We start from the raw sequence: 21,766 nt of genomic DNA, 5'->3' as shown, positions 1-21,766 counted from the left end.
GGTCCCGCCGGTTCGAAGCACCCCCTGCATCGTGATAGCCTTTCCGGGTTGAGTTCTTCGGAACGAGACGATGCGCGAGTGGCGGAATAGGTAGACGCGCTGGCTTCAGGTGCCAGTGCTCGCAAGGGCGTGGGGGTTCAAGTCCCCCCTCGCGCACAGATGGTCCCGGATCACAGATCCGGGACCTTTTTGTTTCCTCGGCGGCGTCAGATGGCCTTGGCGGGAACGGCCAGGTACTCGTCGAGCACGAGCTCGCCGCTCGCGTTGAGCGCGGTCATGATCGCCGAGATGCGCTCCGGCTCGATCGGCGGCAGCACAGCCACGTCGAAGCCGAACTGCAGCGGGATCGCCGGATGCACCCAGATGGTGGTGCGCGCGTCGACCGCGTCGTCGGTGCGCAGCCAGGTCATGAGGAAGCTCTCGTTGCGGCGGAGCTTCGTCCCGATGATGATCTTCAGGTGCGCCAGCGTCGCATCATCGATCGCGATCGGCTCCGCAGTGCCGTCGTACCTCAGTCGTCCCATACTGGATGATAAGCCGCCAGGGCCCCCGCCGGGAGACCAGCGTCACCAGTCGCGGTACAGATCGCCCAGCGCCTGCGCTCCGCCGGACTCGTACGCCCGCAGCTGACGCTCCGATCCGGTGCCCTCACTGCGGATGCGACCGAGATGCTCGTCGACGAATGCGGCGTCTCCGAGCTGGTCCAGAGCGTCCCGGATGCCCTCGAGCATCCTCTCCGTCGCAGTCCAGGCGTCTTCGATCTCCCCGTCCGGGGTGAACAGCCGTGCATCCATGCCGTGGCGGGCGGCCAGCCAGAGCGCCGCATCGAGTTCGGCAGCAGGCGGGGCGGCATCCGGAAGGTCGACCGAGACGACGATCGCCCGCATGAGCGAGGTGAGCAGCAGCGCGTCGTCGACCCTCAGCTGCGCATCGGCCACCCGCACCTCGACGGTGTCGAACCTCTCAGACAGACGCACCGCCCACGACGTCGATCCGCGAGAGGGCAGCAGTCCGACCGTCACCAGCTGCTCGACCGTGCGGTGATACTCGTCGGCGTCGCAGAACGCCGGCGGAGCCCACGAGACGGGCAGCCGGCGGATCAGCACGCTGCGCCAGCTGGCCAGCCCCGAGGCCACCCCGTAGGTGAAGGGGGAGTTGGCGCTCAGTGCGAGCAGCACGGGCAGCCAGGCGCGCACGCGCCGCAGCGCCCGCACGCGCTCCTCATCGCCGAAGACCTCGACGTGCACGTGCAGGCCGTTCACGGCGTGCTGCCTGGTGAGCTGCCCGAGCAGCGACTGCACGTCGTCGTAGTGCTTCGACGCAGAGATGAGGGGCGCGCCCCACTGCGCGAGCGGGGCGCCCGTCGCCGCGACGATCGCGTTCTCGGGAGCGAGGCTCGCCAGCATCCGGCGCATGCCGCCGAGCTGCTCCCCCGCCTCGGCGAGCGTGCGGACCGGGTCGGTGGCGCACTCGAACTGGCAGGTGAGGTACTCCGATGTGATCATGCCCCCACCGGGAGCCGGCCCCTTCACCCTCTCGACGATGCCGCTGCCGGACAGCGGCACCAGCGCCGACGCGTCGAGCAGCAGGAACTCCTCTTCGATACCGAACCGCGTGGCATCCACCGGCGCCTCCTCTCGTCTCCAGGCCGCGTCGGGCCGCTGATACGACAAGCGCCGCCGACCCGTGGGTCGACGGCGCGCTGTCGGGCACGATGGCCGCGAAGATTACTTGTCGAAGGCGTCCTTGACGTCGTCGCCGATCTTCTTGGCGTCGGCCTTCACCTGGTCGCGCTTGCCTTCGGCTTCGAGGCGCTCGTTGTCGGTGGCATCTCCGATGCCCTCCTTGGCCTTGCCGACAGCCTTCTCGGTGTTGTGCTTGGCGTCGTCCATGATTCCCATGTCGTTTCCCTCCGTTAGGGGCGGCAGCACCGCCCTGTCTGACGTGGAGATGCCAGCGTGTCATCCGTGCGCCGGTTCGTGCCAAGGGATTGACAGGCGCCCCGGCTCGCGTTAGCCGCCGATTCCCCGGGATGGACGAGCGGTCCCGGATGCTATTGCCGAGCCATCCAGTCCTTCCAGGCCTGCTCGCTGAAGCGCGGGTCGTCGACGATCTGCACGAGGTTCTCATCGACGGCCCGTGCGCCGGCAAGCGCCAGCTGCCACGGATCGCCGCCGTTCTCGGCCAGGAACAGGTAGTACGACCCGGCCGCGACATACGAGAGCCAGGCGTCTTCCTCAGAGAAGGTCTCGTCGTCGAGGGCGGCCGCGCCCTGCTCGGCGACGAGGTCCTGGACCTCCCCGTACCCCAGCCAATCGCGCTCGGTGAGCCCTGTGCGCAGTTCGATGTAGGTGGCGAAGCCCTCGTACACGGCGATGGGCGGCTCATCCGACGACGTGAGCGGGGCGGCCGCGTAGTGCAGCCCGTGCGCGAACTCATGGGTGAACGTCGCCAGCCGGGTGTCGGCGCTGAGCGGGCCCATCACGACCTGCACGCCCGACGACGATCCGCCGACGGCGATGTCGGGCTCGAACAGATCCGACCTGACGGCGGGCCGCTCGGTGGCCTGCGCGTAGGCGGCGACCTCGAGATCGTCGGCGTTCTCCTCTCCCCCGTACCAGCGGTTCATCCGGTCGGCCGACGCCGTTATCGCCGACACGAAGCCCGTCATCGGCACCGCGCCGCCCAGGTCGGCGACGGCGTCGATCGCCTTGACCGCCGCCTTCTCGGCCGTGTCGGCCGAGGCGTCGACGAGAGCCTTCTCGTCCTGCATCCCGTACAGCACGACATGGTCGCGCCTGACGACGTGGATCGGACCCTCGTCCCACGGCATCGGCGTCCACGGCTCGAACGACGATATGCGCAGCTTCTCGCCCGAGCCGGTCGTGGTGATGTCGTAGCCGAAGCCCTGGGTGAGCCGGTAGCCGGCGTCGGCATCGCCGCTGCCGCGCAGCGGCCTCGCTGAGAACGCGAGCTCGGCGCCGACGAACGCGCCCTCTCCCCCGCTGCTGCCGAGCGCGGGCACGATGTACGCGGTCGTCCAGCCGATCGTGGTCGTGTTGTCCCACCACAGCGCGAGATCGTCTCGCGCGTCGTCGGTCGCATACGAGAGGAAGCGCTCGCGGTCGTTCTCGCGCAGCGCCTCGTTCATCGACACCCAGGCGTGCGGCAGGCGAACCGAGTCGGGTACGTGGTCGGGCAGCCACGGCGACTGCGGATCGGGCTCGGCGAAATCGGCTGCGGGTCCGGATGCCGGTGCCTCGGGCCACCGGGTGGCGGCCCACCCCGCGCTCGCCGCCACCACGATCGCCGTGGCGACGGCGATCGTCAGCCGCGCGCGACGACGGGCGCGCGCCGGGTCGGGGGCGGGTACCGCGAGCCCTTCGGTTGCCGTCGCAGGTTCGGGCGTCGGCGGTGGTTCGGACGCGTGCACGGGTTCGGGCGAGTGCTGATCGGTCATCGCTCACCCCGATCCTCGATGCGCACCAGGCGCGTCGCCGTCTCGTCGTCATCGGTGGCCACCGCCGCGAAGGTCACGACGTAGCGGTCGGCGACCAGATACTGCGCGAACGGAGGGCGCATGCCCCGCATCGCGTCTCCCTCGACCCTCGTGAGCTCCGCCGGCATGGACGAGGGGTCTGCGGCGTCGACGGCAGGGAACTGGGCGACCAGGGCATCCGGATCCACGCCGTCGGCCAGCACCTCGGCCCCGTCGTCGGGGCCGAAGAAGCAGCTCGACGTCAGGGTCGCGTCGATGCGGGCCGCGTCGGCGAGCTGGGCGAGAGCGCTCGCCGGCGTCTCGCACGCGAAGTCGTCGGCGGAGCCGCGCGGGTCGGAGGCCAGGGACGACGCGGCGCGCGCGGTGCGGTCGCCGGCGGCCGGAAGGGTGATCCCCGTGACCCGCCACGGCCCCACAGCCGTGGGTGTTTTCTCGTCGTCGGCCCGCTGCGGCACCGTCGAGCCGTAATAGAAGGGCCTGGTGAGCCATACCCGCTGCGCGATCGAGGCCGTGCCGCGCTCGCCGCCGATCCGGTGGCGATAGCGGACGGTCACGATTGCGCTCGCCGTGTCGCTGCGCTCCAGAGTGGCGCCGTCGAACGTCAGGTCGCCTGCGGTGTACGAGGCGGTCAGGTGCAGGGCATCCGCCGTCTGCTCATCGCCGATGACCGGCGCACCGACCGGCACCGCCTCCGCCAGCATCGGGCTCGCAGCGTCGCGCCAATCGGAATCGCCCTGCGTCGCGGCGTCGAGGAAGGTGTGCAGCGTCGCCTCGGCCTCGCGCCTCGCGCCGTCGCGCAGATAGCCCGGCAGCAGAGCGGCCGCGGTGACCGCGAGGCCGGCCACGACGAGGCAGACGACCAGCAGCGCCGTCGTTCCCCGCGCGCGGACGCGTGGGCGCGGGTGATCGGTGGGCATCGCACTCCTCGGCCGAACGGGTGAAGTCAGCGTACTTCGCCCGCGTGACTGAAGAGGACACACGCCGACATGATGCGGCTCGGAGAGGGTGTCGGCCTCGCTGTGCTGACGAACCTCTCCGAGCCTGCTATCCCCATGAGGTCCTTCAGGACGTATCCTGAAGGAGCGTGCGGTGGGATCTGATCGCTTCTCCGAAATCCCCCTTCGGTGACGGCTACTCCCCAGTTTCCGACGATCTCCGCATGCAGCTGGCCTCTTGCCTGTACCTCCCCAGAGGGTAAGGCGAGGGTGCCGGTATCATCATGACACTGTTTTGAGGATTTGTCCCCCATATGGGGGACAAATTTTTAAAAAAGTGTGTATGCTGATCCTGACGCACCCTCCGGTCGTCTTCGGCCCTCACCGCTCCCCCCGCGGTGGGGGCCTTCCACATTTCATGCAACATTTGCATCACCTTCCGTCATGACCTGTTGACGGATGGGTCGCCTGGGATAGCGTTAGCGCAGTCGGGGCGTCCTGCGTCGGCATAGCAATCAGCAGAACGGCAGTAAATGAGCACCCAGGGCACGGTCAAGTGGTTCAACTCGGAGAAGGGCTTCGGCTTCATCTCCCCCGATGACGGAGGCGCCGACGTGTTCGCGCACTACTCCGCGATCCAGTCCAACGGTTACCGCTCGCTCGAGGAGAACCAGCGCGTCGAGTTCGATGTGGCGCAGGGTCCCAAGGGCCTGCAGGCCGAGAACATCCGCCCTCTCTGAGGCGGGTTCCGAACTCCCCGGTGCTGAACGGCACCGGGGAGTTCTGCGTTTCAGGTGGATTCAGCCCAGCAGCAGAGCGTGCAGCTCGGCCGCATCGGCCGCGCGGGCCTTCGCGCCCTCGGCCTCGGCGGGCCGGCCGAAACCCCACTCCGAGAAGATCACCGGGATGCCGTGCTCGGCTGCGCCGTCGACGTCGTGATGCCGGTCGCCGATGAGCACCGGGTTCGAGACATCGACGCCCGCCGTCTTCAGGCGATCGAGAGCCTGGCCGACGACGAAGGCCTTGCCGTCATGGTTGCCGATCGTGCCGACGCGAGCACCCGAGACCGCGGTGAACAGCGGCGTGAGCTCGTAATGGTCGAGGATCGCCCGCACCTGGTTCTCGGGCTTGGTGCTGGCGGTCGCCTGCGGGATGCCGGCGGCGTGCACGGCGCGAAGCACGTCGGCCACGCCGGGGTAGAGGTCGACCGATGCCGCATATCCGTCTGCGGCGGCCAGTGCGCGATACCGCTGCACGGCCTCTTCGGCCTGCACGGCATCCATCCCCGCACGCAGCTGGAACGACTCGAGCATGGGCGGCCCGATCCAGAGCGACAGGGCGTCGGCATCCGGCTCGGGCAGGCCGTACGAGGCGAACACCTGCTGCAGCCGGGGGAGGATACCGGCGGACGCGTCGGCAATGGTGCCGTCGACGTCCCAGAGGATGCAGGTGTAGGTCGAGTCGGGCATGCATCCAGCCTATGGGCGGGCTGCCGGTGCTCGTAACTCAGGAGACATGCCATGGACCGGCTGCTGGGCCGGGGCGCGGGCGTGCTGCTCGGCTGTTCTTCCTGAGTTGTGAACCGCGCGGCGGCTCAGCTGCGAGGGGACTCGGCGGCCTCATCGGGGGAGTTCGGCGTCCAGCCGAGCCAGCCGTCATCGGTGCGAGCGACTGTCCACGACCCGCAGGCGAAGACGGTGTCGATCTTGTACACGTCCGGTGCACCCGAGACCACGTAGTTCGGCGCCGATCGGCGCGACGTCTCGGCGCACACGGCCGGATCGAGCTCCTGCGCGCTGCGCAGCAGAAGCACGGTGTCGGATGCCGTGGTCGAGGCGGTGCCCTCGATCTTCTCGGCGTCCGCGGGGATCCAGTTCTGCTCGCCGTCCCAGCCCTCTTCGAGGGCGGCGCGATCCGCGAAGGAGAGGGACTTCTGGTGATGCGCCACGGCGTCGAAGGCCGAGCATCCGGTGGCGAGCAGAGCGACGGGCAGCAGGAGGGCACCGGCAGCAGCGGCGCGCAGAGCGGGACGGTTGGTCATGCTTCCAGCCTCGCGGCGCCCGCGACCCGGGTCATCGGCCCGCAGAGTGACCTGCGTACACCGCGGGGATGATCCCGGCTCGGCCGGTGCGGGTCAGAACAGGCGGGGGATGCCCGATTCGATGCCCTTCATGCCCTCGTAGTCGAGCACGACGCAGCGGATGCCCCGATCTTCTGCGAGCACGCGGGCCTGCGGCTTGATCTCCTGCGCCGCGAACACTCCCGTGACGGGAGCGAGATGCGGGTCGCGCCCGAGCAGCTCGAGGTAGCGGGTGAGCTGCTCGACGCCGTCGATGTCTCCCCGGCGCTTCACCTCGACCGCGATCGCGGCGCCACGGGCATCCCTGACCATCAGGTCGACGGGACCGATCGCCGTCGGATACTCGCGGCGCACGAGGGTCGCGCCCTCGCTGATGAGATCGACCTGCTCGGCGAGCAGGCGCTGCAGGTCGGCCTCGACGCCGTCTTTCTGCAGTCCTGGGTCGACGCCCAGCTCGTGGTTCGAGTCGTGGATGATCTCGTAGATCTGCACGCGCAGGGCGTCGCCGGTCTTCTTGTGGGTGACGCGCCAGACCTCGATCACGCCGGCACTGGCCTCTTCCTCGCCCGGGATCTCAGGGGCGAGCGAGCACGGCGGGCTCATCCAGTTCAGCGGCTTGTAGCTGCCGCCGTCGGAGTGCACGAGCAGACTGCCGTCGCCCTTGTGCACCAGCAGGCGCGTGGCGAGGGGCAGATGGGCGTTGAGCCGACCGGTGTAGTCGACCGAGCAGCGGGCGATGACGAGACGCACCCGAAGAGCCTACTTCGTCGTGGCCGGCTCGACGGTCTTCAGCGGCTTCGCGGCCGACGAGAACAGGCCCGACATGATCACCAGCGCGACGAGGATGAAGAGGGTGTTCAGCAGGCCGAAGTGCTCGCTGATCAGCCCCAGAACCGGGGGACCACCGAGGAATGCGACATAGCCGATGGTGGCCGCGGCGCTCACGCGCGCGGCGGCCTTCGCGGGGTCGTCGGCGGCGGCCGACATGCCGAGCGGGAAGCCGAGCGACGCGCCGATGCCCCAGAGCGCGGCCCCCAGCAGCACCAGCGGAAGGCTCGGAGCGAGGATGAAGAGCAGGATGCCGGATGCCGCGGTCACCGCCAGCACGCGCAGCACGGCGACCCGGCCGAAGCGGTCGACGAGCGGTCCGCCGAACAGCCGCACGACCGTCATGCCGACGGAGAAGACGGTGAGCGCGAGGGCGCCCATGCCGACCTCCTGCTCGTGACCCTCGACGACTCCGAGCGCGATCCAGTCGTTGGCGCCGCCCTCGGCGAAAGACATGCCGAGCATGACGACGCCCAGCGCGTAGGTCCGTGGTTCGCGCCACGCCTCGAGCGCGATGTGCATGCGCTGACGGAAGGGCGGATTCTCTTCTGGCGCCGGGTCGAGCGCGGCCTCGCGCACGGGCACCTGGAAGAAGCAGGCGACGGCGGCGGTGATGATCACCGCGCCGACGATGCCGGCGTGAGTCGCGACGTTCATCGACAGCAGGGCCGCGCCCGCGCCGACTCCCGCGCCGATGACGGTGCCGAAGCTGAAGAAGGCATGGAACACCGGCAGGATCGTCTTGCCCATCTGCTGCTCGATGGCCGTGGCCTCGACGTTCATCATCACGTCGACCGAGCCGTTGCCGAGGCCGAAGAGCACGAGCCCGGCGATGACGACGGGCACCGATCCGAAGACGTCGGTTCCGAGGCCGATCAGGATCACTCCGGAGCCGAACAGCGTCATGCCGATCAGCATCCCGAGTCGAGCGCCGGTTCGTGCCATGACGATCGGTCCGGTCGAGATGCCGATGATCGACGAGATGCCCATGCCCAGCAGCAGCAGGCCGATCTGCGCCTTGTCGATCTGCAGTGCGGCGGCGATGCTCGGCACCCGAGACGCCCAGGTCGCGATCGACAGCCCGCTGGCGAGGAAGACCGCGAAGATCGCGATGCGCCAGCGGACGAACTGCGAGCGGGTGAGGGCTGTGTCCATCCGCCCATCGTAATCGAAACGATTCGATTCGCGAGAATCCGGCCGTGTCTGCGGGGGTTATCCTCGGATCATGAGCACCGGAACGCGGCGAGCGACCATCGCCGATGTCGCCCGAGAAGCCGGAGTGTCGACCTCTACGGCCTCGGTCGTGTTCAGCGGCAAGGTGAACGTCGCGGATGCGACCCGCGAGAAGGTGCTCGCCGCGGCAGCGGCCCTGGGGTACGCCGGGCCCGACCCCCGCGCCGCATCGCTTCGCACCGGACGCAGCGGGATCGTCGGCGTCGTGCTGGGGGGAGAGCTGCGCCACGCGTTCCTCGACCCGGTGACGACCGTGATGATGGACGGCCTGACCGATGCGCTGGCCTCGATCAGCGCCGGCATCCTGCTGCTGCGCGACGACCCTCGCGACGACGAGCCGCCGCCCATCGCCGACGCTCCCGTCGACGCCGTCGTGCTGATCGGCTGCTCGACGCGCACGCGGGACGCGCTCGACGTCGTTCGGCAGCGCGGCCTGCCCGTCGTGGTGATCGAGGGCGATGCCGGAGACGACGTGCCTCAGGTCTCGCTCGACAACCGAGAGGCGAGTGCACGCATCGCGCAGCATGTATTCCAGTTGGGGCATAGGCGGGTGGCGACGATCACGCTGCCGCTGGATCCGTCCCGCGAACGCGCGCCGATCACTCCGCGACGGGTGATCGAGGCGACCGTTCCGGTGACGCTCGACAGACTGAGCGGGTTCCGTGAGGCGTACCCCGACGCCCCGGGAGTCTCGGCCGGCGGAAGCCTGGTCGATGAGGGCTACATCGCCGCGCGCATGCTGCTCGCCGATGACGAGGGCGTGCTTCTCGATGAGCGGCCGACGGCGATCGTCGCGCAGAGCGACCTGCTCGCGGTCGGCGCCATCCGCGCCGCCGAGGAGCTGGGCCTGCGAGTGCCGGACGACCTCAGCGTGGTCGGATTCGACGGCATCGCCGCCGATGGTCTCGGCTCTCTCGTGCTCACGACCATGTCGCAGCCCGCGCTCGCGAAGGGCCGCGCTGCCGGCGAGCAGATCGCCCGGATGCTCGAGGGCGAGCGGGGCGAGTCGGTGCACTTCACGTGCGAGTTCCGCGAGGGCGGCACGGCCGCGCCTCCCGCAGCCTGACCGTCACCGCGCCCGCCGCAGGGCTCAGAGCATCTCGAGCGGAACCGGGTGCTGCGGTGCGGGGAAGAGCCGGTCGATCTCGGCCCGCACGTCGGCGGGCAGGGTGACGCCGAGCACGGCGGCGTTCTCTCGAGCGTGAGCCGCCGATCCGGCCTTCGGAATCGCAAGGACGTCGCCGTCACGGACGACCCACGCCAGAACCAGCTGGGCGGGGGAGAGGCCGACGGATGCGGCGAGCTCTGCAAGCCGGGGGTCGTCGAGCATGCGTGCCTGCTCGAGCGGGGAGTATGCCATCACCGGCATGCTCTGCGCCCGCAGCAGAGGGAAGAGGTCGACCTCGGGTCCGCGCCGCAGCGGGTTGTAGAGCACTTGATCGGTGGCGCAGCCGGGCGGCAGCTCGGACAGGTCGTCAGGATCGAGGTTGCTCACACCCCACGCCACGATGTCGCCGTCGTCGATCAGGCGCTCGAAGGCGGTCACCGTCTCTTCCAGCGGCACCGCGCCCCGCCAGTGCAGCAGATACAGGTCGAGACGGTCGGTGCCGAGACGCCCAAGGCTGGCGTGGACGGCCCGGCGCACCCCGTCGGCCGACGCGTTGTACGGCAGCACCTTGCTGACCAGGAACACGTCGTCGCGTCGTCCGCGGATCGCCTCGCCCACGAGATCCTCCGAGCGCCCGTCGCCGTACATCTCAGCGGTGTCGATGACGCGGAGGCCGGCATCCAGCCCTGCCCGGATCGCGGCGATCTCGTCGCCTCGGCGAGACGGCTCGTCGCCGACGAACCACGTGCCGATGCCGATCTCGGGCACGGTCGGACCATGGGGGAAACGGATGCTCATGGGCTCACATTACGAGCCGGCGACGCCGCGGGTGCAGATCCACCCGTAGAATAGAGTCACATCGCCCGCCTGTGCCGGAAGGCCTCGACGAGCTTGAGGAGCCGCTTATGCTGTTGCTCCTCGCCGTGTTCCTGGCAGGGTCTCTCGTTCTCCCCCTCCTGGTGCGCTGGCTCGGAGCACAGGCATTCGTGCTCGGTGCGCTCGTGCCCGCTGCGGCGTTCGTGCACGCGCTCACCCAGACGCCGCGGGTGCTGGATGCCGCAGATGCGCCCTTCGAGAACTACGCATGGATCCCGCAGCTCGGGCTCAACCTCTCGATGCGCATGGACGTGCTCGGCTGGGTGCTGACGCTCATCGTCACGGGTGTCGGCGCGCTCGTGCTGCTGTACTGCCGCTGGTACTTCCACGACGACGGGCGCGAGGTCGCGCAGTTCGCCGGTGTGCTGCTGGGCTTCGCTGGCGCGATGTACGGGCTTGTGCTCACCGACGACCTCGTCATGCTGGTCATGTTCTGGGAGCTCACCAGCATCCTGTCGTACCTGCTCATCGGCCACTACCGCCGCCGTGCAGCCAGTCGTCGTGCCGCCCTTCAGGCGCTGCTGGTGACGACCCTCGGTGGACTGGTGATGTTCGTCGGCGTGGTCTTGCTCGTCGTCGACGCCGGCACCTCCAGCATCCGGGAGCTGCTGGCCCTCGCCCCGACCGGACCCCTGGTCGACGCCGCGATCGTCATGCTGCTCATCGGCGCCATCTCGAAGTCGGCGCTCTTCCCCTTCCACTTCTGGCTGCCCGGCGCGATGGCCGCGCCGACGCCGGTCAGCGCCTACCTGCACGCCGCTGCGATGGTGAAGGCCGGCATCTACCTCATCGCGCGCTTCGCGCCGATCTTCGCGCTGTCGGCGCCCTGGCGCCCCATCGTCATCACGCTGGGCGTCTTCACCCTGCTGCTCGGCGGCATCCAGGCGCTGCGCGAGACCGACCTCAAGCGCATCCTCGCCTTCGGCACCGTCAGCCAGCTCGGCTTCTTCGCTGTCGTGGTCGGGTACGGAACGCCGGCAGCGGCGCTGGCCGGCCTCGCCCTCGTGATCGGGCACGCCCTGTTCAAGTCGGCCCTGTTCCTCATCGTGGGCGTGATCGACCGTCAGCTCTCCACGCGCGACATCGACGAGCTCTCAGGCGTCGGGCGTCAGGCCCCCGTGATGGCGACCGCGGCGTTCATCTCGGTCGCCTCGATGATGGGCGTCGCACCGACGATCGGCTACGTCGCCAAGGAGTCGACACTCACCGCGCTGCTCGAAGACGCCCAGCACGGTTCGGTCTGGGGATGGGTAGCGCTGGCCGGCGTGACACTGGGCGCGATCCTCACCGCGGCCTACGGATGCCGGTTCCTCTGGGGTGCGTTCTGGCGCAAGAAGGATGCCGCGGGTGCCCCCATGCCCGAGACGGCATGGCCCGATCCGCCCGTCGGCTTCCTCTCGGCCCCGATCGTCCTGGCCGGGCTGACCCTCGCCGCCGGCATCGGCGCACCGGCTGTCGACGTCGCCCTGCAGGGGTACGCGACCACCCTCGGCGACGAGGAGCCGGGTCACCTCGCCCTGTGGCACGGACTCGAACCAGCCCTTCTGCTGTCGATCGGCGCGATCATCGCGGGTATCGGGGTGTTCGTGCTCAGCATCCGCACCCGCTGGGACCGCCGGGCCCGCATGCTGCGGTTCACCGCGGCCGACGCGTACTACCTCGTCATGCGCGGCGTCGACCGCCTCTCGGTGCTGACCACCAGCCTCACCCAGCGCGGTTCGCTGCCGCTGTACGTCGGCACGATCTTCGTCGTGCTGCTCGCCGCCGAGGCCACCGCGCTCGTCGCCGCTATGCCCGACCGGGTGGCGCTCTCGGCCTGGCACACGCCCGTGCAGATCGTCGTGGCGCCGGTGATGGCCGTCGCCGGCATCATCGCGGTGCGTGCACGCAAACGATACACGGGTGTCGTGCTCGTCTCGGTCACGGGCCTCGGAATGGTCGTGCTGTTCGCGACGAGCGGTGCTCCCGACCTCGCCCTCACGCAGATCCTCGTCGAGACGGTCACGATGGTGACCTTCGCCCTCGTGCTGCGCCGTCTGCCGTCGCGCATGGGAGAGCACAACGCCTCGGTCGGCCGCATCCCTCGCGCCGTGCTCGCCGTCGGAGTCGGCGTCGTCATGGCGTTCGTCGCGATCGTCGCCACCCAGGCGCGCATGTTCGACCCGATCTCACTCGACTTCCCGCAGCTCGCCTACGATCTCGGCCACGGCAAGAACGTCGTCAACGTCGCCCTCGTCGACCTGCGCGGATGGGACACGATGGGCGAGCTGAGTGTGCTCGTGCTGGCGGCCACCGGTGTGGCATCCCTGGTCTTCGTCACGCATCGCGCCGACCTGCTCTCGGCCACCCGCGACCTGCCCGAGACCAAGCGCCGCTCCACGGCGCGGCGGCCGATGGTCGAGACCGACGAGGGCTTGCGCTTCCAGACCGCCGAGAACAGCGATGCCCCCCGTGCCTGGCTGGTGGGCGGACAGCAGGTGAAGGCCGAGAACCGCTCGATCCTGCTCGAGGTCATCGTGCGCGTGCTCTTCCACACGATCATCCTCGTGTCGATCTACCTGCTGTTCGCGGGCCACAACGGACCGGGCGGCGGCTTCGCCGGCGGTCTCGTCGCCGGCATGGCTCTCGTGATGCGCTACATCGCCGGCGGGCGCTGGGAGCTCGGAGCCGCGGCCCCGACCGACGCCGGCCGCCTGCTGGGCGCCGGTCTCACCCTGGCCGTCGGCGCTGCCCTGCTGCCCCTCTTCTTCGGGATGGCTCCACTGCAGAGCACCGTGTGGGAGGCCGATGTGCCGCTGCTCGGCCACCTCGAGTTCGTGAGCTCGACCGTCTTCGACATCGGCGTCTACCTCGTCGTGATCGGTCTTGTGCTCGACGTGCTGCGCAGCCTCGGCGCCGAGGTCGACCGGCAGACCCTCGAGATGCGCAGCAGGGGGGTGGTGATCTGATGGACGTCTCGCTCACCCTCATCGTGATCATGGCCGTGCTGTTCGCCTCAGGCGTCTACGCCATGATGGAGCGCAGCCTCACCCGGGTGCTCATCGGCTTCCTGCTGCTCGGCAATGCGACCAACCTGCTGCTGCTCATCGTGATGGGCGTGCCGGGTGCGGCCCCGTTCTACGGCGAGAAGGGCGCGGTCAGCGACCCGCTGCCCCAGGCGCTCACGCTCACGGCGATCGTGATCACCTTCGCCGTCTCGGCCTTCCTGCTCGCCCTCATCTATCGCTCGTGGCAGCTCGGCCAGGCCGACACCGTCGAGGACGACCTCGGCGACATCGCGGTGCGCGAGCGCACCGACGCCGAGGAAGACCTCATCGACGACGAGTCCTCGCTCGAAGACGAGGAGGCGACCACCGACTTCGTCGGCGTCAGCACCGCCCCGATCACCGTGCTCAACATGCGCGATCATCCGTCGATCGTCGACGACGCGCCGGTGGATGTTCCGGATGCCCGTGACGCGGCTCCCCGGCATCCGGATGCCCGTGCCGCAGAGCCTGACGGCGCATCCGGCGAAGACGAGTCCGACGAGAAGGGGGAGCAGCCATGAACGCACTCGTTCCCCTGATCGTGATGCTGCCGCTGCTGGGGGCCGCGGTCACCCTGATCTTCGGCCGCAACCCGCGCCTGCAGGTCGTGGTCACGACGGGCACCCTCGTCGCCGTGTCGGTCATCGCGGCCGTGCTGCTCGCGGCGGTGGATGCCGCGAACGAGCCCTTCGCGGTGTCGGTGGGCGGCTGGCCTGTTCCCTTCGGGATCATCCTCTACGTCGACCGCCTCGCGGCGCTGCTCGTGCTCATCTCGAGCATCGTGCTGCTCGCGGTGCTGCTGTTCTCGATCGGTCAGGGCGCCGCCGACGGCGCCGAAGAGACTCCGATCTCGATCTTCAACCCGACGTACCTCATCCTCGCGGCCGGCATCTTCGACGCGTTCATCGCGGGCGACCTGTTCAACCTCTATGTCGGGTTCGAGATCCTGCTGGTCGCGTCGTACGTGCTCATCACCCTCGGCAGCACCGAGTCGCGCATCCGCACAGGCGCGGTGTACATCGTCGTGTCGCTGGTCTCGTCGATCCTGTTCCTCGCGGCGATCGCGATGATCTACGGCGCGGTCGGCACGGTGAACATGGCCCAGGTCGCCGAGCGCGTGGCGCAGCTGCCCCAAGAGACGCAGCTCGTGCTGCACCTCATGCTGCTGATCGCGTTCGGCATCAAGGCAGCCATCTTCCCCGTGTCGTTCTGGCTGCCCGACTCGTACCCGACCGCCCCCGCGCCCGTCACGGCGGTGTTCGCGGGCCTGCTGACCAAGGTCGGCGTGTATGCGCTGATCCGCACCGAGACGCAGCTGTTCGCGAGCAACGACATCAACACGCTGCTGCAGATCGTGGCGCTGGCGACCATGGTGATCGGGGTGCTCGGTGCGGTGGCGCAGGCCGAGCTGAAGAGGATCCTGTCGTTCACCCTGGTCAGTCACGTGGGCTACATGATCTTCGGTCTGGCGATCGCGACCGAGGATGCCATCGGCGCCACTGTGTACTACATCGTGCACCACATCGTCGTGCAGACCACCCTGTTCCTCGCCGTCGGACTCATCGAGCGCAAGGCGGGCAGCACGTCGATCCTGCGGGTGAGCGGACTGATGAAGGCCGCACCGGTGCTGGCCGTGCTGTACTTCGTGCCCGCCATCAACCTCGGCGGGCTGCCGCCCTTCTCGGGGTTCATCGGCAAGGTGGCGCTGTTCGAGGCCGCCGCGGGCGTGGGCACGCCCATGATGATCGTGCTGATCTTCGGCGGCATCCTGACCTCGTTGCTCACGCTGTACGCGCTGATGCGCGCCTGGAACCTCGCCTTCTGGCGTGAAGACGACGGCGCCGCCGAGAACGACGGCCGCATCGAGTACCTCGGCAACGCGCCCGCCGCGGACGAGCAGGGTGAGACGCGTGAGATCCCCGCGATCATGACGTATGCCACAGCGGGCATGGTCGCGGTGACGGTCGCGCTGACCGTCTTCGCGGGCCCGCTCTACGCGCTCTGCGACCGCATCGGCGCCGGGCTGCTGACACCGGTGACCCTCGAGCAGATCGACGAGGGGGCCGGCTGATGCGCGAGACCCGGCGTCGCATCGTCCGCGACATCCTGCTGCAGCTGCCGTTCATGATCTGGCTGGTTCTGCTGTGGCTGCTGCTGTGGCACCAGTTCACTCCGCTCGCGGTGGTCACGGGCATCCTGGTGGCGATCTTCGTCACCCGCGTCTTCCGCCTGCCGACGGTCGAGCTCGTCGGGCGTGTGAACCTCTGGCATTCGCTGGTCTTCATCGTGCGCTTCCTCGCCGCGGTGGTGATGGGTGCCGTCAGCGTGACGATCCAGGTGTTCGACCTCCGCCGCCAGCCGGGTGCCGCGATCGTCGAGGTGCCGCTGCGCTACGCCGACGACATCGTCACCACTCACGTCGCGGTCACGGCATCCCTCATCCCGGGCTCGCTGGTGGTCGAGAGCGACCGCGACCGGCGCATCCTGTACCTGCACGTCATCGGCGTGCACAACCGCGACGAGGTCGACGCGTTCCGTGCCGAGGTGCTGTGCTGGGAGCGACGCATCGTGCGCGCGGTCGGCACGCCCGAGCAGTACGCGGCGCTGAAGCGCGACCTCGCCTCCGAGCGGTCGACGTCGAACCCGTCGACGTCGAACTCGTCGAAGGGGGGCGTGCGATGAATCCGCTGCTCGTCGCGATCCTGGTCGTCTTCGGCATCGCCGCGATCCTCTGCGTGATCCGCATCGTGCGAGGGCCGTCGATCCTCGACCGCACCGTCGCGTCCGACGTGCTGCTCACCGAGGTGATGTGCGTGCTGGGGGCCGACATGGCGATCAACGGGCACACCAGGAACATCCCCGTGATGCTGATCATCGCGGCGGTCGGCGTCTTCGCGTCGATCTCGGTCGCCCGCTACGTCGCACGAAGGGACAACACGACACCATGAGCGTGACATCCTTCCTCGAGATCGCCGTTCCCGCGCCCGTCGCCGAGACCATCGCGCTCGTGCTCGTGCTGCTCGGCGCGATCCTGTGCCTGTCGGCGGCCGTCGGACTGCTGCACTTCCGCGACGTGCCCAGCCGGCTGCACGCGGGAACCAAGCCGCAGGTGCTCGGCCTCGTGCTGATCTGCCTGGCGGTCGCCGTCGCGCAGCGCACCATCGGCGGCATGCTGCTCGGACTCGTGATCGTCATCCCCGTGATCCTGCTGCAGTTCGCGACCGCGCCGCTGTCGGCGCACATGGTCGGGCGCCAGGCGTACCGCAACGGCACGATCCAGGCCCACAGCCTCGTGGTCGACGAGTACGCCGATTCGAAGCAGACCCCGCCGGCCGCCGGCTGACGGTCTGGGTCGGGGCGGTCTGTGTCGGGGCGGTCTGGGTCGGTCCGCCGCTCGTCGGCCGTCAGAGGTCTCGGACGAAGTCCCTGATCGTGGCGGCAGCGCCGCTGGAGTCGCTGATCAGTGTGCCGTGGCCGTGGTCGGGGATCTCGGCGAAACGGGCGTCGGGAACCATGTCGAGGATCTCGCGGCACCACTTCATCGGCGCCAGCGGGTCGCGCTGCCCTCGTACCACCAGAACAGGAACCCTCACGCGCGGGTAGGCGTTCTCAGGCCGGTGCACGATCGTCGCCTTCATCTTGCGCACCAGGTTCGGTCCGCCGCGCAGGTACTCGCGCGCCCCTCGCCACAGCACGACGGGCCGCTCGTGCAGCAGATCCCAGAGCAGGTAGCCGGCCTGGGCCCGGATGCTGCGCGACGCGCTGTTCACCGTCGGGCCGGCGAGCACGAGCGCTGAGACGACATCCGGATGCCGCACCGCCAGCTCCGCGGCGATCTGACTGCCCATGGAGTGCCCGAGGATCACGGCGTCGTCGATGCCGCGACTGCGCAGGAACGCCGCGACGAGGTCGGCGAGCCGCTCCATCGTGGGCGTCTTCGGAGGCTCGGGCGCTTCGCCGAACCCTGGCAGATCGAGCCCGATGATCCGGCCGTCGAGGTGGGTCGTGAGGTCGAGGTAGACGCTGCGGCCCATCCCGATCCCGTGCAGCAGCACGATCGGGCGAGGCCCGGCGCCGAAGTCCTCGTAGACGAGCGTGGCCCCGGCGTGCGGGAATTCGCCTATGTCGGCGGGCGTGCCCTCGGGTGCGAGCAGTCGTTCCGGCATCCCTCTACGCTACCTGGCCGGATGCGCCGCGCAGTTCTCAGGAGAACCAGCCGCAACAGGGCCCGAATCCGAGGTATGTGCGGATCCGGCGGCCAGCTCTCCTGAGTCATGCGCGCCGCAGAGTTGTGCACAGCTCCTGGCGTTGTGCCGACAATCCACATCTGCTGTGATTGCGCACGCCGACGACAGGGCGGTGCGAGCAGGGTGCTGGCATGGCCGATCACTCCACCATCCACGACCGGGTCCGCGAGGTGTACGCCGCCGTGGTCCTCCAACGGGATGACCTTCTGCACGACGGCTGGCGACCACGACAGATCGCGCGGGCGGTGCTCGATGGAAGACTGCTCCGTCTGCGTCGCGACCGCTACGCCCGGGCCGACCTCGACCCGCAGATCGCCAAGGCGGTGCGAGCCGGGGGACGTCTGTGCTGCGTGTCGCTGCTCCGGATCATCGGCGTGTTCGTGCTCGACGAAGACGCCTTTCACGTGCATGTCGCACCCAATGCGGGGCGCCTACCGAAGCGGATAGAGGGCCTTCGCCTGCACTGGGGCGCTCTTACGTCGAGTGCGGGTCGTCTGCACGCGGTGTCGATTCCGGATGCCGTGCTGCAGGCCGTGCGCTGCCAGGGCGAACGTGCGGCGCTCGCGACCCTCGACAGCGTGGTGCATCACCGCTTGATGACCGTGCGCGAGCTCGAGCGGCTGTTCGACCAGCTTCCTGCGCGGTTCGCCGTGCTCGTGAAGCTCGTGGACGGGTCGGCCGAGTCGGGCCCGGAGACGTTCCTGCGGCTGATCCTGCGGGCGCTCGGCCTCGACTTCGAGACACAGGTCGAGATCCCCGGTGTCGGCCGGGTCGACTTCGTCGTGGAGGGGTGGCTCATCATCGAGTGCGATAGCAGGGCGCATCACGGGGGCTGGGAGCAGCAGAAGCGCGATCGCGAGCGCGACATGGTCGCGGCCATGTCGGGGTACGTCACTGTTCGCCCCGTCGCGGCCGACATCTTCAGCTCACCCGACCGGGTACGCTAGCAGATCGCCGCGGTCGTCGCCGCTCTGCGGCCCTCACGCGTTCGCAACTCAGGAAGCATGCGGTCGATCGGGGCCGGGACCCGCGCGTACACCGCCCGTTCCGGTGGTTCTCCTGAGTTGTGAACGCGCGCGCCGGGCGGAACGTCGCGGGCGGGCGTTCGCAACTCAGGACAGAAGCGCCGCAGACCCGGCTTCCGTCGCCGAAGCGGGCCCAAGCCGGCAGACTCTCCTGAGCACTGTCCGCCTCACTCCCCGCCGGACTACCCGGCGGGGGCGAGCACCAGCCGGTCGACCGTGGCCTTCGCGACGGCCTTCTTCGAGAACGCCCACGGCTTCTGCGCGCCCTTCGCCCAGTCGTCGGTCTGGTCGGTGTAGTGGGCGTTGAACGCGTGCCCGCTCGCCCCTGTGAGGTGGTTCCAGGTCGAGGCATCGAAGTCGTCGAGGTCGATCACCATGCGCATCGACGGCACCGTGACGGTCGCATACGACTCGCCGAGGCGCCATCCGGTCGCGTTGACCACCGATGCGCCGCCGCCCACGGGGTAGGGCCCGCGGTTGAACAGCATCTCGATCGGCGCGATGCCCGAGGTGCCGAGCGTGCCGTGGGTCAGGGTGAGCGCGTGCAGGTCGCCCCAGCGCCAGGCGGTGACGTCCTCGCCCTGCAGCTCGGCCAGCTCGTCGTAGGCCTGCTCGGCCGACAGGGCCAGCATCGACCTCATGTCATCGACGCCGAGCTTCTCGTTCGTCCACAGGGGGTCGTTCTCGTCTTCGAGCATCGCGCCGACGACGGTGAAGAGACGGCCCTGGTCGCTCACGGGCATCGGAACCTCGCGGTCGACGAACACGTTGTGCGCGAGGTTCGACCAGAGCACGTTCGCGTACGCGGCGGCTGCGGAGCCCGGCGAGTTCTGCGCATCCCAGGTGCGCAGCAGATCGACGGCCGCCCGGGGGCCCTTGCGGTCGACGGGCACGTCGGACATCGCCGCGGCCAGCTGCTTGCCGATCCACATCTCGTCGTCCATCTGGATCTCGCGCATGTCCTGCGCGGTCAGCGGCGCGGCAGCGGCGCGGCGCTCGATGAGGTGGGCGATGCGCGCGGCGCGGTAGCCGTAGTCCCAGTCCTTCGAGAGGAAGTACTTGTAGTCGTCGCTCACGATCGCGTTGTTCGCGGTGACGATGTAGCCCTCGGGCGGGTTGTACGACACGGGCAGCTCGTCGAAGGGGATGTAGCCCTTCCAGTCGTAGGTGCTGTCCCAGCCTGGCTGGGGCAGGGTGCCGTCGCCTGCTCCGCGGATCGGCAGGCGACCGGGCGCCTGGTAGCCGATGTTGCCTTCGAGGTCGGCGTAGATCAGGTTCTGCGCCGGCACATCGAAGAGGGATGCTGCGCGGCGGAAGCCGTCGAAGTCCTCCGCGAGGTTCATGGCGAACAGGGCGCTCGAGGTCGTGCCGGCATCGAGCGCCGTCCACCGCAGGCTCAGGGCGGTGTCTCCCGCGGGGATCTCGGGGGCTCCCTCGAGCACGAGCGGCTGGTCGCCTGCGCTGACGACCGGGTCGTCGGCGATGGCGGTGAAGTCGTCGGTGAGACCGGAGATGATCGGACCGTGCGCCGTGCGGCGGATCGTCAGCGGCACGTCCTTGCCGCCGGCGACCTTGATGACGTCCTCCTCGATCTCGAGCGGCTGCTTCTTGCCGTCGCGCCAGTACGAGTCGCCGTCGATCTTCTCGACGTAGAGATCGGCCACGTCGGTGGTCAGGTTCGTGAAGCCCCAGGCCATCTTCGCGTTGTGCCCGATCACGACACCGGGCATTCCCGAGAAGGTGAAGCCGCCGACATCGAACGGGCAGGCCTCGGTCACCTCGCGGCATGTCAGCTGCATCTGGTACCAGACCGAGGGCAGTGCTGCTCCGAGGTGGGGGTCGTTGGCGAGCAGGGGCTTCCCGCTCTCGGTGAGGTCACCCGAGACGACCCACGAGTTCGATCCGATGCCCTCGCCGGCGCCCCCGAGAAGCAGGCTCGCGGCTTCGATGACGCTGTCGGCCTCCTGCCATTCGACGGTGCGCAGCGCATCGGTCACCTCGGCGTCGCCCCCGGTGAAGGATGCGGGCGTCGTGTCGGTCGTGACGGGCTCGACCGCCGTGATCTTCGGCACGATCACGGGATTCTCGTCGAACGGGTAGTCGGGGTAGATCTTCTTCACGAGCGCGCCGGTCTGCTCGCTCGTCTCTCCGGCGGCGGCGAGGCGCCCGGCGAGCAAGGCTCGATCGGTCTCATCTTCGATGTTGGTGCGGAGGTCCCAGGCCATCGCCTTCAGCCAGGCCACCGAGTCGGCCGGCTGCCATGGTTCCGGCTCGTAGCCGGGATTCTGCATGCCGAGAACGGCATACTCGAGCGAGAGCTCGGCCCCCGACCGCGACGACAGATAGGCGTTCACCCCGTCGGCGTACGCCTGGTAGTAGCCGAGGGTGGTCTCGTCGAGCGCCTCGACCTCCTTCTCGGCGGTCTTGCGCCAGCCGAGGGTGCGCAGGAACTTGTCGGTGTCGACCTGCGAGGCGCCGAACATCTCCGAGACCCGGCCCGAGGTGACGTGGCGGCGGAAGTCCATCTCGAAGAACCGGTCCTGGGCGTGCACGAAGCCCTGTGCGAAGAGCAGGTCCGACGCCGTGGAGGCGGTGATGGTCGGGATGCCGCGATCGTCGCGCTGCACGGTCACCGACTTCTCGAGGCCCTTCAGCGTCACCTCGCCCGAGGTCTGCGGGAAGGAGCGCTGGATGGTCCACGTCACGAAGAACGCGGCGGCGACGGCGACGACGACGAGGGCGGCCACGACGAGGAATGCGATCCTGCCGATCCGGGCTGAGAGGCTGCGAGCGGGTACGGCGGTCGGAATATCGGTCGTCATCGGCGGAAAGTCCTCAAGGGTAGGTGGGACTGCGTGTCACGGAGTCCGGGTGCGCGTCTCGGGAAGGCGCGTGCCCTGGCATCCTAC

21 protein-coding genes and 1 tRNA gene are annotated in these 21,766 nt (G+C 69.1%); 10 read left to right on the top strand and 12 right to left on the bottom strand.

Annotation, left to right across the window (positions count from 1 at the left end; all coding sequences use genetic code 11):
* The first annotated feature begins 72 nt into the window (after positions 1 to 72).
* A tRNA-Leu gene (locus tag AB0N59_RS03850) sits at positions 73 to 156 on the top strand.
* A 50-nt stretch (positions 157 to 206) separates the two neighbouring features.
* Here AB0N59_RS03850 and AB0N59_RS03845 read toward each other — a convergent pair.
* The 5 genes from AB0N59_RS03845 to AB0N59_RS03825 form a co-directional block, all read right to left on the bottom strand.
* Positions 207 to 524: a hypothetical protein gene (locus tag AB0N59_RS03845; protein WP_363478974.1), complete on the bottom strand. Its 318-nt coding sequence runs from the start codon at positions 522 to 524 to the stop codon at positions 207 to 209.
* 42 nt (positions 525 to 566) lie between these two features.
* Positions 567 to 1,625 carry a YbdK family carboxylate-amine ligase gene (locus AB0N59_RS03840; protein ID WP_363478971.1) on the bottom strand — a complete coding sequence of 353 codons (1,059 nt, stop codon included), beginning with the start codon at positions 1,623 to 1,625 and terminating at the stop codon, positions 567 to 569.
* Positions 1,626 to 1,727: 102 nt separating this feature from the next.
* On the bottom strand, positions 1,728 to 1,901 hold the full coding sequence (locus tag AB0N59_RS03835; RefSeq protein ID WP_204975129.1) for a CsbD family protein: 174 nt from the start codon (positions 1,899 to 1,901) through the stop codon (positions 1,728 to 1,730).
* Positions 1,902 to 2,053: 152 nt separating this feature from the next.
* Positions 2,054 to 3,460 carry a hypothetical protein gene (locus AB0N59_RS03830; RefSeq protein ID WP_363478968.1) on the bottom strand — a complete coding sequence of 469 codons (1,407 nt, stop codon included), beginning with the start codon at positions 3,458 to 3,460 and terminating at the stop codon, positions 2,054 to 2,056.
* Positions 3,457 to 4,416, bottom strand: coding sequence for a hypothetical protein (locus AB0N59_RS03825; protein WP_363478965.1), 960 nt, complete (start codon positions 4,414 to 4,416; stop codon positions 3,457 to 3,459). Before AB0N59_RS03825 ends, AB0N59_RS03830 begins: the two co-directional genes overlap by 4 nt.
* Positions 4,417 to 4,967: 551 nt before the next feature.
* On the opposite strand from AB0N59_RS03825, the gene AB0N59_RS03820 reads away from it, so the two are divergent.
* Positions 4,968 to 5,174: a cold-shock protein gene (locus AB0N59_RS03820; protein ID WP_204975136.1), complete on the top strand. Its 207-nt coding sequence runs from the start codon at positions 4,968 to 4,970 to the stop codon at positions 5,172 to 5,174.
* A gap of 60 nt (positions 5,175 to 5,234) precedes the next feature.
* Here AB0N59_RS03820 and AB0N59_RS03815 read toward each other — a convergent pair whose 3' ends face one another.
* The 4 genes from AB0N59_RS03815 to AB0N59_RS03800 form a co-directional block, all read right to left on the bottom strand.
* On the bottom strand, positions 5,235 to 5,903 hold the full coding sequence (locus AB0N59_RS03815) for an HAD hydrolase-like protein (RefSeq protein ID WP_363478962.1): 669 nt from the start codon (positions 5,901 to 5,903) through the stop codon (positions 5,235 to 5,237).
* A 125-nt stretch (positions 5,904 to 6,028) separates the two neighbouring features.
* Positions 6,029 to 6,475 carry a hypothetical protein gene (locus AB0N59_RS03810; protein ID WP_363478959.1) on the bottom strand — a complete coding sequence of 149 codons (447 nt, stop codon included), beginning with the start codon at positions 6,473 to 6,475 and terminating at the stop codon, positions 6,029 to 6,031.
* A gap of 93 nt (positions 6,476 to 6,568) precedes the next feature.
* Positions 6,569 to 7,264 (bottom strand): endonuclease NucS, encoded by a 696-nt coding sequence (gene nucS / locus AB0N59_RS03805; protein ID WP_363478956.1) that lies wholly within the window; start codon positions 7,262 to 7,264, stop codon positions 6,569 to 6,571.
* Between the two features lie 9 nt (positions 7,265 to 7,273).
* On the bottom strand, positions 7,274 to 8,497 hold the full coding sequence (locus tag AB0N59_RS03800; protein ID WP_363478953.1) for an MFS transporter: 1,224 nt from the start codon (positions 8,495 to 8,497) through the stop codon (positions 7,274 to 7,276).
* Positions 8,498 to 8,567: 70 nt separating this feature from the next.
* On the opposite strand from AB0N59_RS03800, the gene AB0N59_RS03795 reads away from it, so the two are divergent.
* A complete protein-coding gene (locus AB0N59_RS03795) occupies positions 8,568 to 9,641 on the top strand; it encodes a LacI family DNA-binding transcriptional regulator (RefSeq protein WP_363478950.1) in 1,074 nt (357 codons plus the stop codon).
* Positions 9,642 to 9,665: 24 nt separating this feature from the next.
* Here the strand turns inward: AB0N59_RS03795 and AB0N59_RS03790 are convergent, their stop codons facing one another.
* On the bottom strand, positions 9,666 to 10,481 hold the full coding sequence (locus tag AB0N59_RS03790) for an aldo/keto reductase (RefSeq protein WP_363478947.1): 816 nt from the start codon (positions 10,479 to 10,481) through the stop codon (positions 9,666 to 9,668).
* Between the two features lie 107 nt (positions 10,482 to 10,588).
* Here AB0N59_RS03790 and AB0N59_RS03785 point away from each other — a divergent pair, with 107 nt between their 5' ends.
* Genes AB0N59_RS03785 through mnhG form a run of 6 tightly spaced genes read left to right on the top strand, consistent with a single transcriptional unit; the run spans position 10,589 to position 16,928 of the window.
* Complete coding sequence (locus tag AB0N59_RS03785; protein ID WP_363478944.1) at positions 10,589 to 13,507, top strand: Na+/H+ antiporter subunit A; 2,919 nt, start codon at positions 10,589 to 10,591, stop codon at positions 13,505 to 13,507.
* Positions 13,507 to 14,106, top strand: coding sequence for a Na(+)/H(+) antiporter subunit C (locus AB0N59_RS03780; protein ID WP_363478941.1), 600 nt, complete (start codon positions 13,507 to 13,509; stop codon positions 14,104 to 14,106). The genes AB0N59_RS03785 and AB0N59_RS03780 overlap by 1 nt, the downstream gene beginning before the upstream one ends.
* Positions 14,103 to 15,656 (top strand): Na+/H+ antiporter subunit D, encoded by a 1,554-nt coding sequence (locus AB0N59_RS03775; RefSeq protein WP_363478938.1) that lies wholly within the window; start codon positions 14,103 to 14,105, stop codon positions 15,654 to 15,656. The genes AB0N59_RS03780 and AB0N59_RS03775 overlap by 4 nt, the downstream gene beginning before the upstream one ends.
* The gene (locus tag AB0N59_RS03770) at positions 15,656 to 16,267 is read left to right on the top strand and encodes a Na+/H+ antiporter subunit E (RefSeq protein ID WP_363478935.1); all 612 of its coding nucleotides are present in this window, start codon (positions 15,656 to 15,658) and stop codon (positions 16,265 to 16,267) included. Before AB0N59_RS03775 ends, AB0N59_RS03770 begins: the two co-directional genes overlap by 1 nt.
* Complete coding sequence (locus AB0N59_RS03765; RefSeq protein ID WP_363478932.1) at positions 16,264 to 16,533, top strand: monovalent cation/H+ antiporter complex subunit F; 270 nt, start codon at positions 16,264 to 16,266, stop codon at positions 16,531 to 16,533. Before AB0N59_RS03770 ends, AB0N59_RS03765 begins: the two co-directional genes overlap by 4 nt.
* Complete coding sequence (mnhG, locus tag AB0N59_RS03760) at positions 16,530 to 16,928, top strand: monovalent cation/H(+) antiporter subunit G (RefSeq protein ID WP_363478929.1); 399 nt, start codon at positions 16,530 to 16,532, stop codon at positions 16,926 to 16,928. The genes AB0N59_RS03765 and mnhG overlap by 4 nt, the downstream gene beginning before the upstream one ends.
* Before the next feature lie 61 nt (positions 16,929 to 16,989).
* Here mnhG and AB0N59_RS03755 read toward each other — a convergent pair whose 3' ends face one another.
* Positions 16,990 to 17,751, bottom strand: a complete 762-nt coding sequence (locus AB0N59_RS03755) for an alpha/beta hydrolase (protein WP_363478926.1) — start codon at positions 17,749 to 17,751, stop codon at positions 16,990 to 16,992.
* Between the two features lie 212 nt (positions 17,752 to 17,963).
* Between AB0N59_RS03755 and AB0N59_RS03750 the strand changes: the two genes are divergently transcribed.
* Complete coding sequence (locus tag AB0N59_RS03750) at positions 17,964 to 18,779, top strand: hypothetical protein (RefSeq protein ID WP_363478923.1); 816 nt, start codon at positions 17,964 to 17,966, stop codon at positions 18,777 to 18,779.
* 260 nt (positions 18,780 to 19,039) lie between these two features.
* On the opposite strand, the gene AB0N59_RS03745 is transcribed toward AB0N59_RS03750, so the two are convergent.
* A complete protein-coding gene (locus tag AB0N59_RS03745) occupies positions 19,040 to 21,679 on the bottom strand; it encodes a penicillin acylase family protein (RefSeq protein ID WP_363478920.1) in 2,640 nt (879 codons plus the stop codon).
* Positions 21,680 to 21,766: the final 87 nt, after the last annotated feature.

Origin of the sequence: Microbacterium sp. NPDC089321 (genome assembly GCF_040684935.1) — a bacterium.
Lineage (GTDB): Bacteria > Actinomycetota > Actinomycetes > Actinomycetales > Microbacteriaceae > Microbacterium.
Note: the sequence above shows the minus strand (reverse complement) of the source record. Positions and strands in the feature narration are given on the sequence as shown.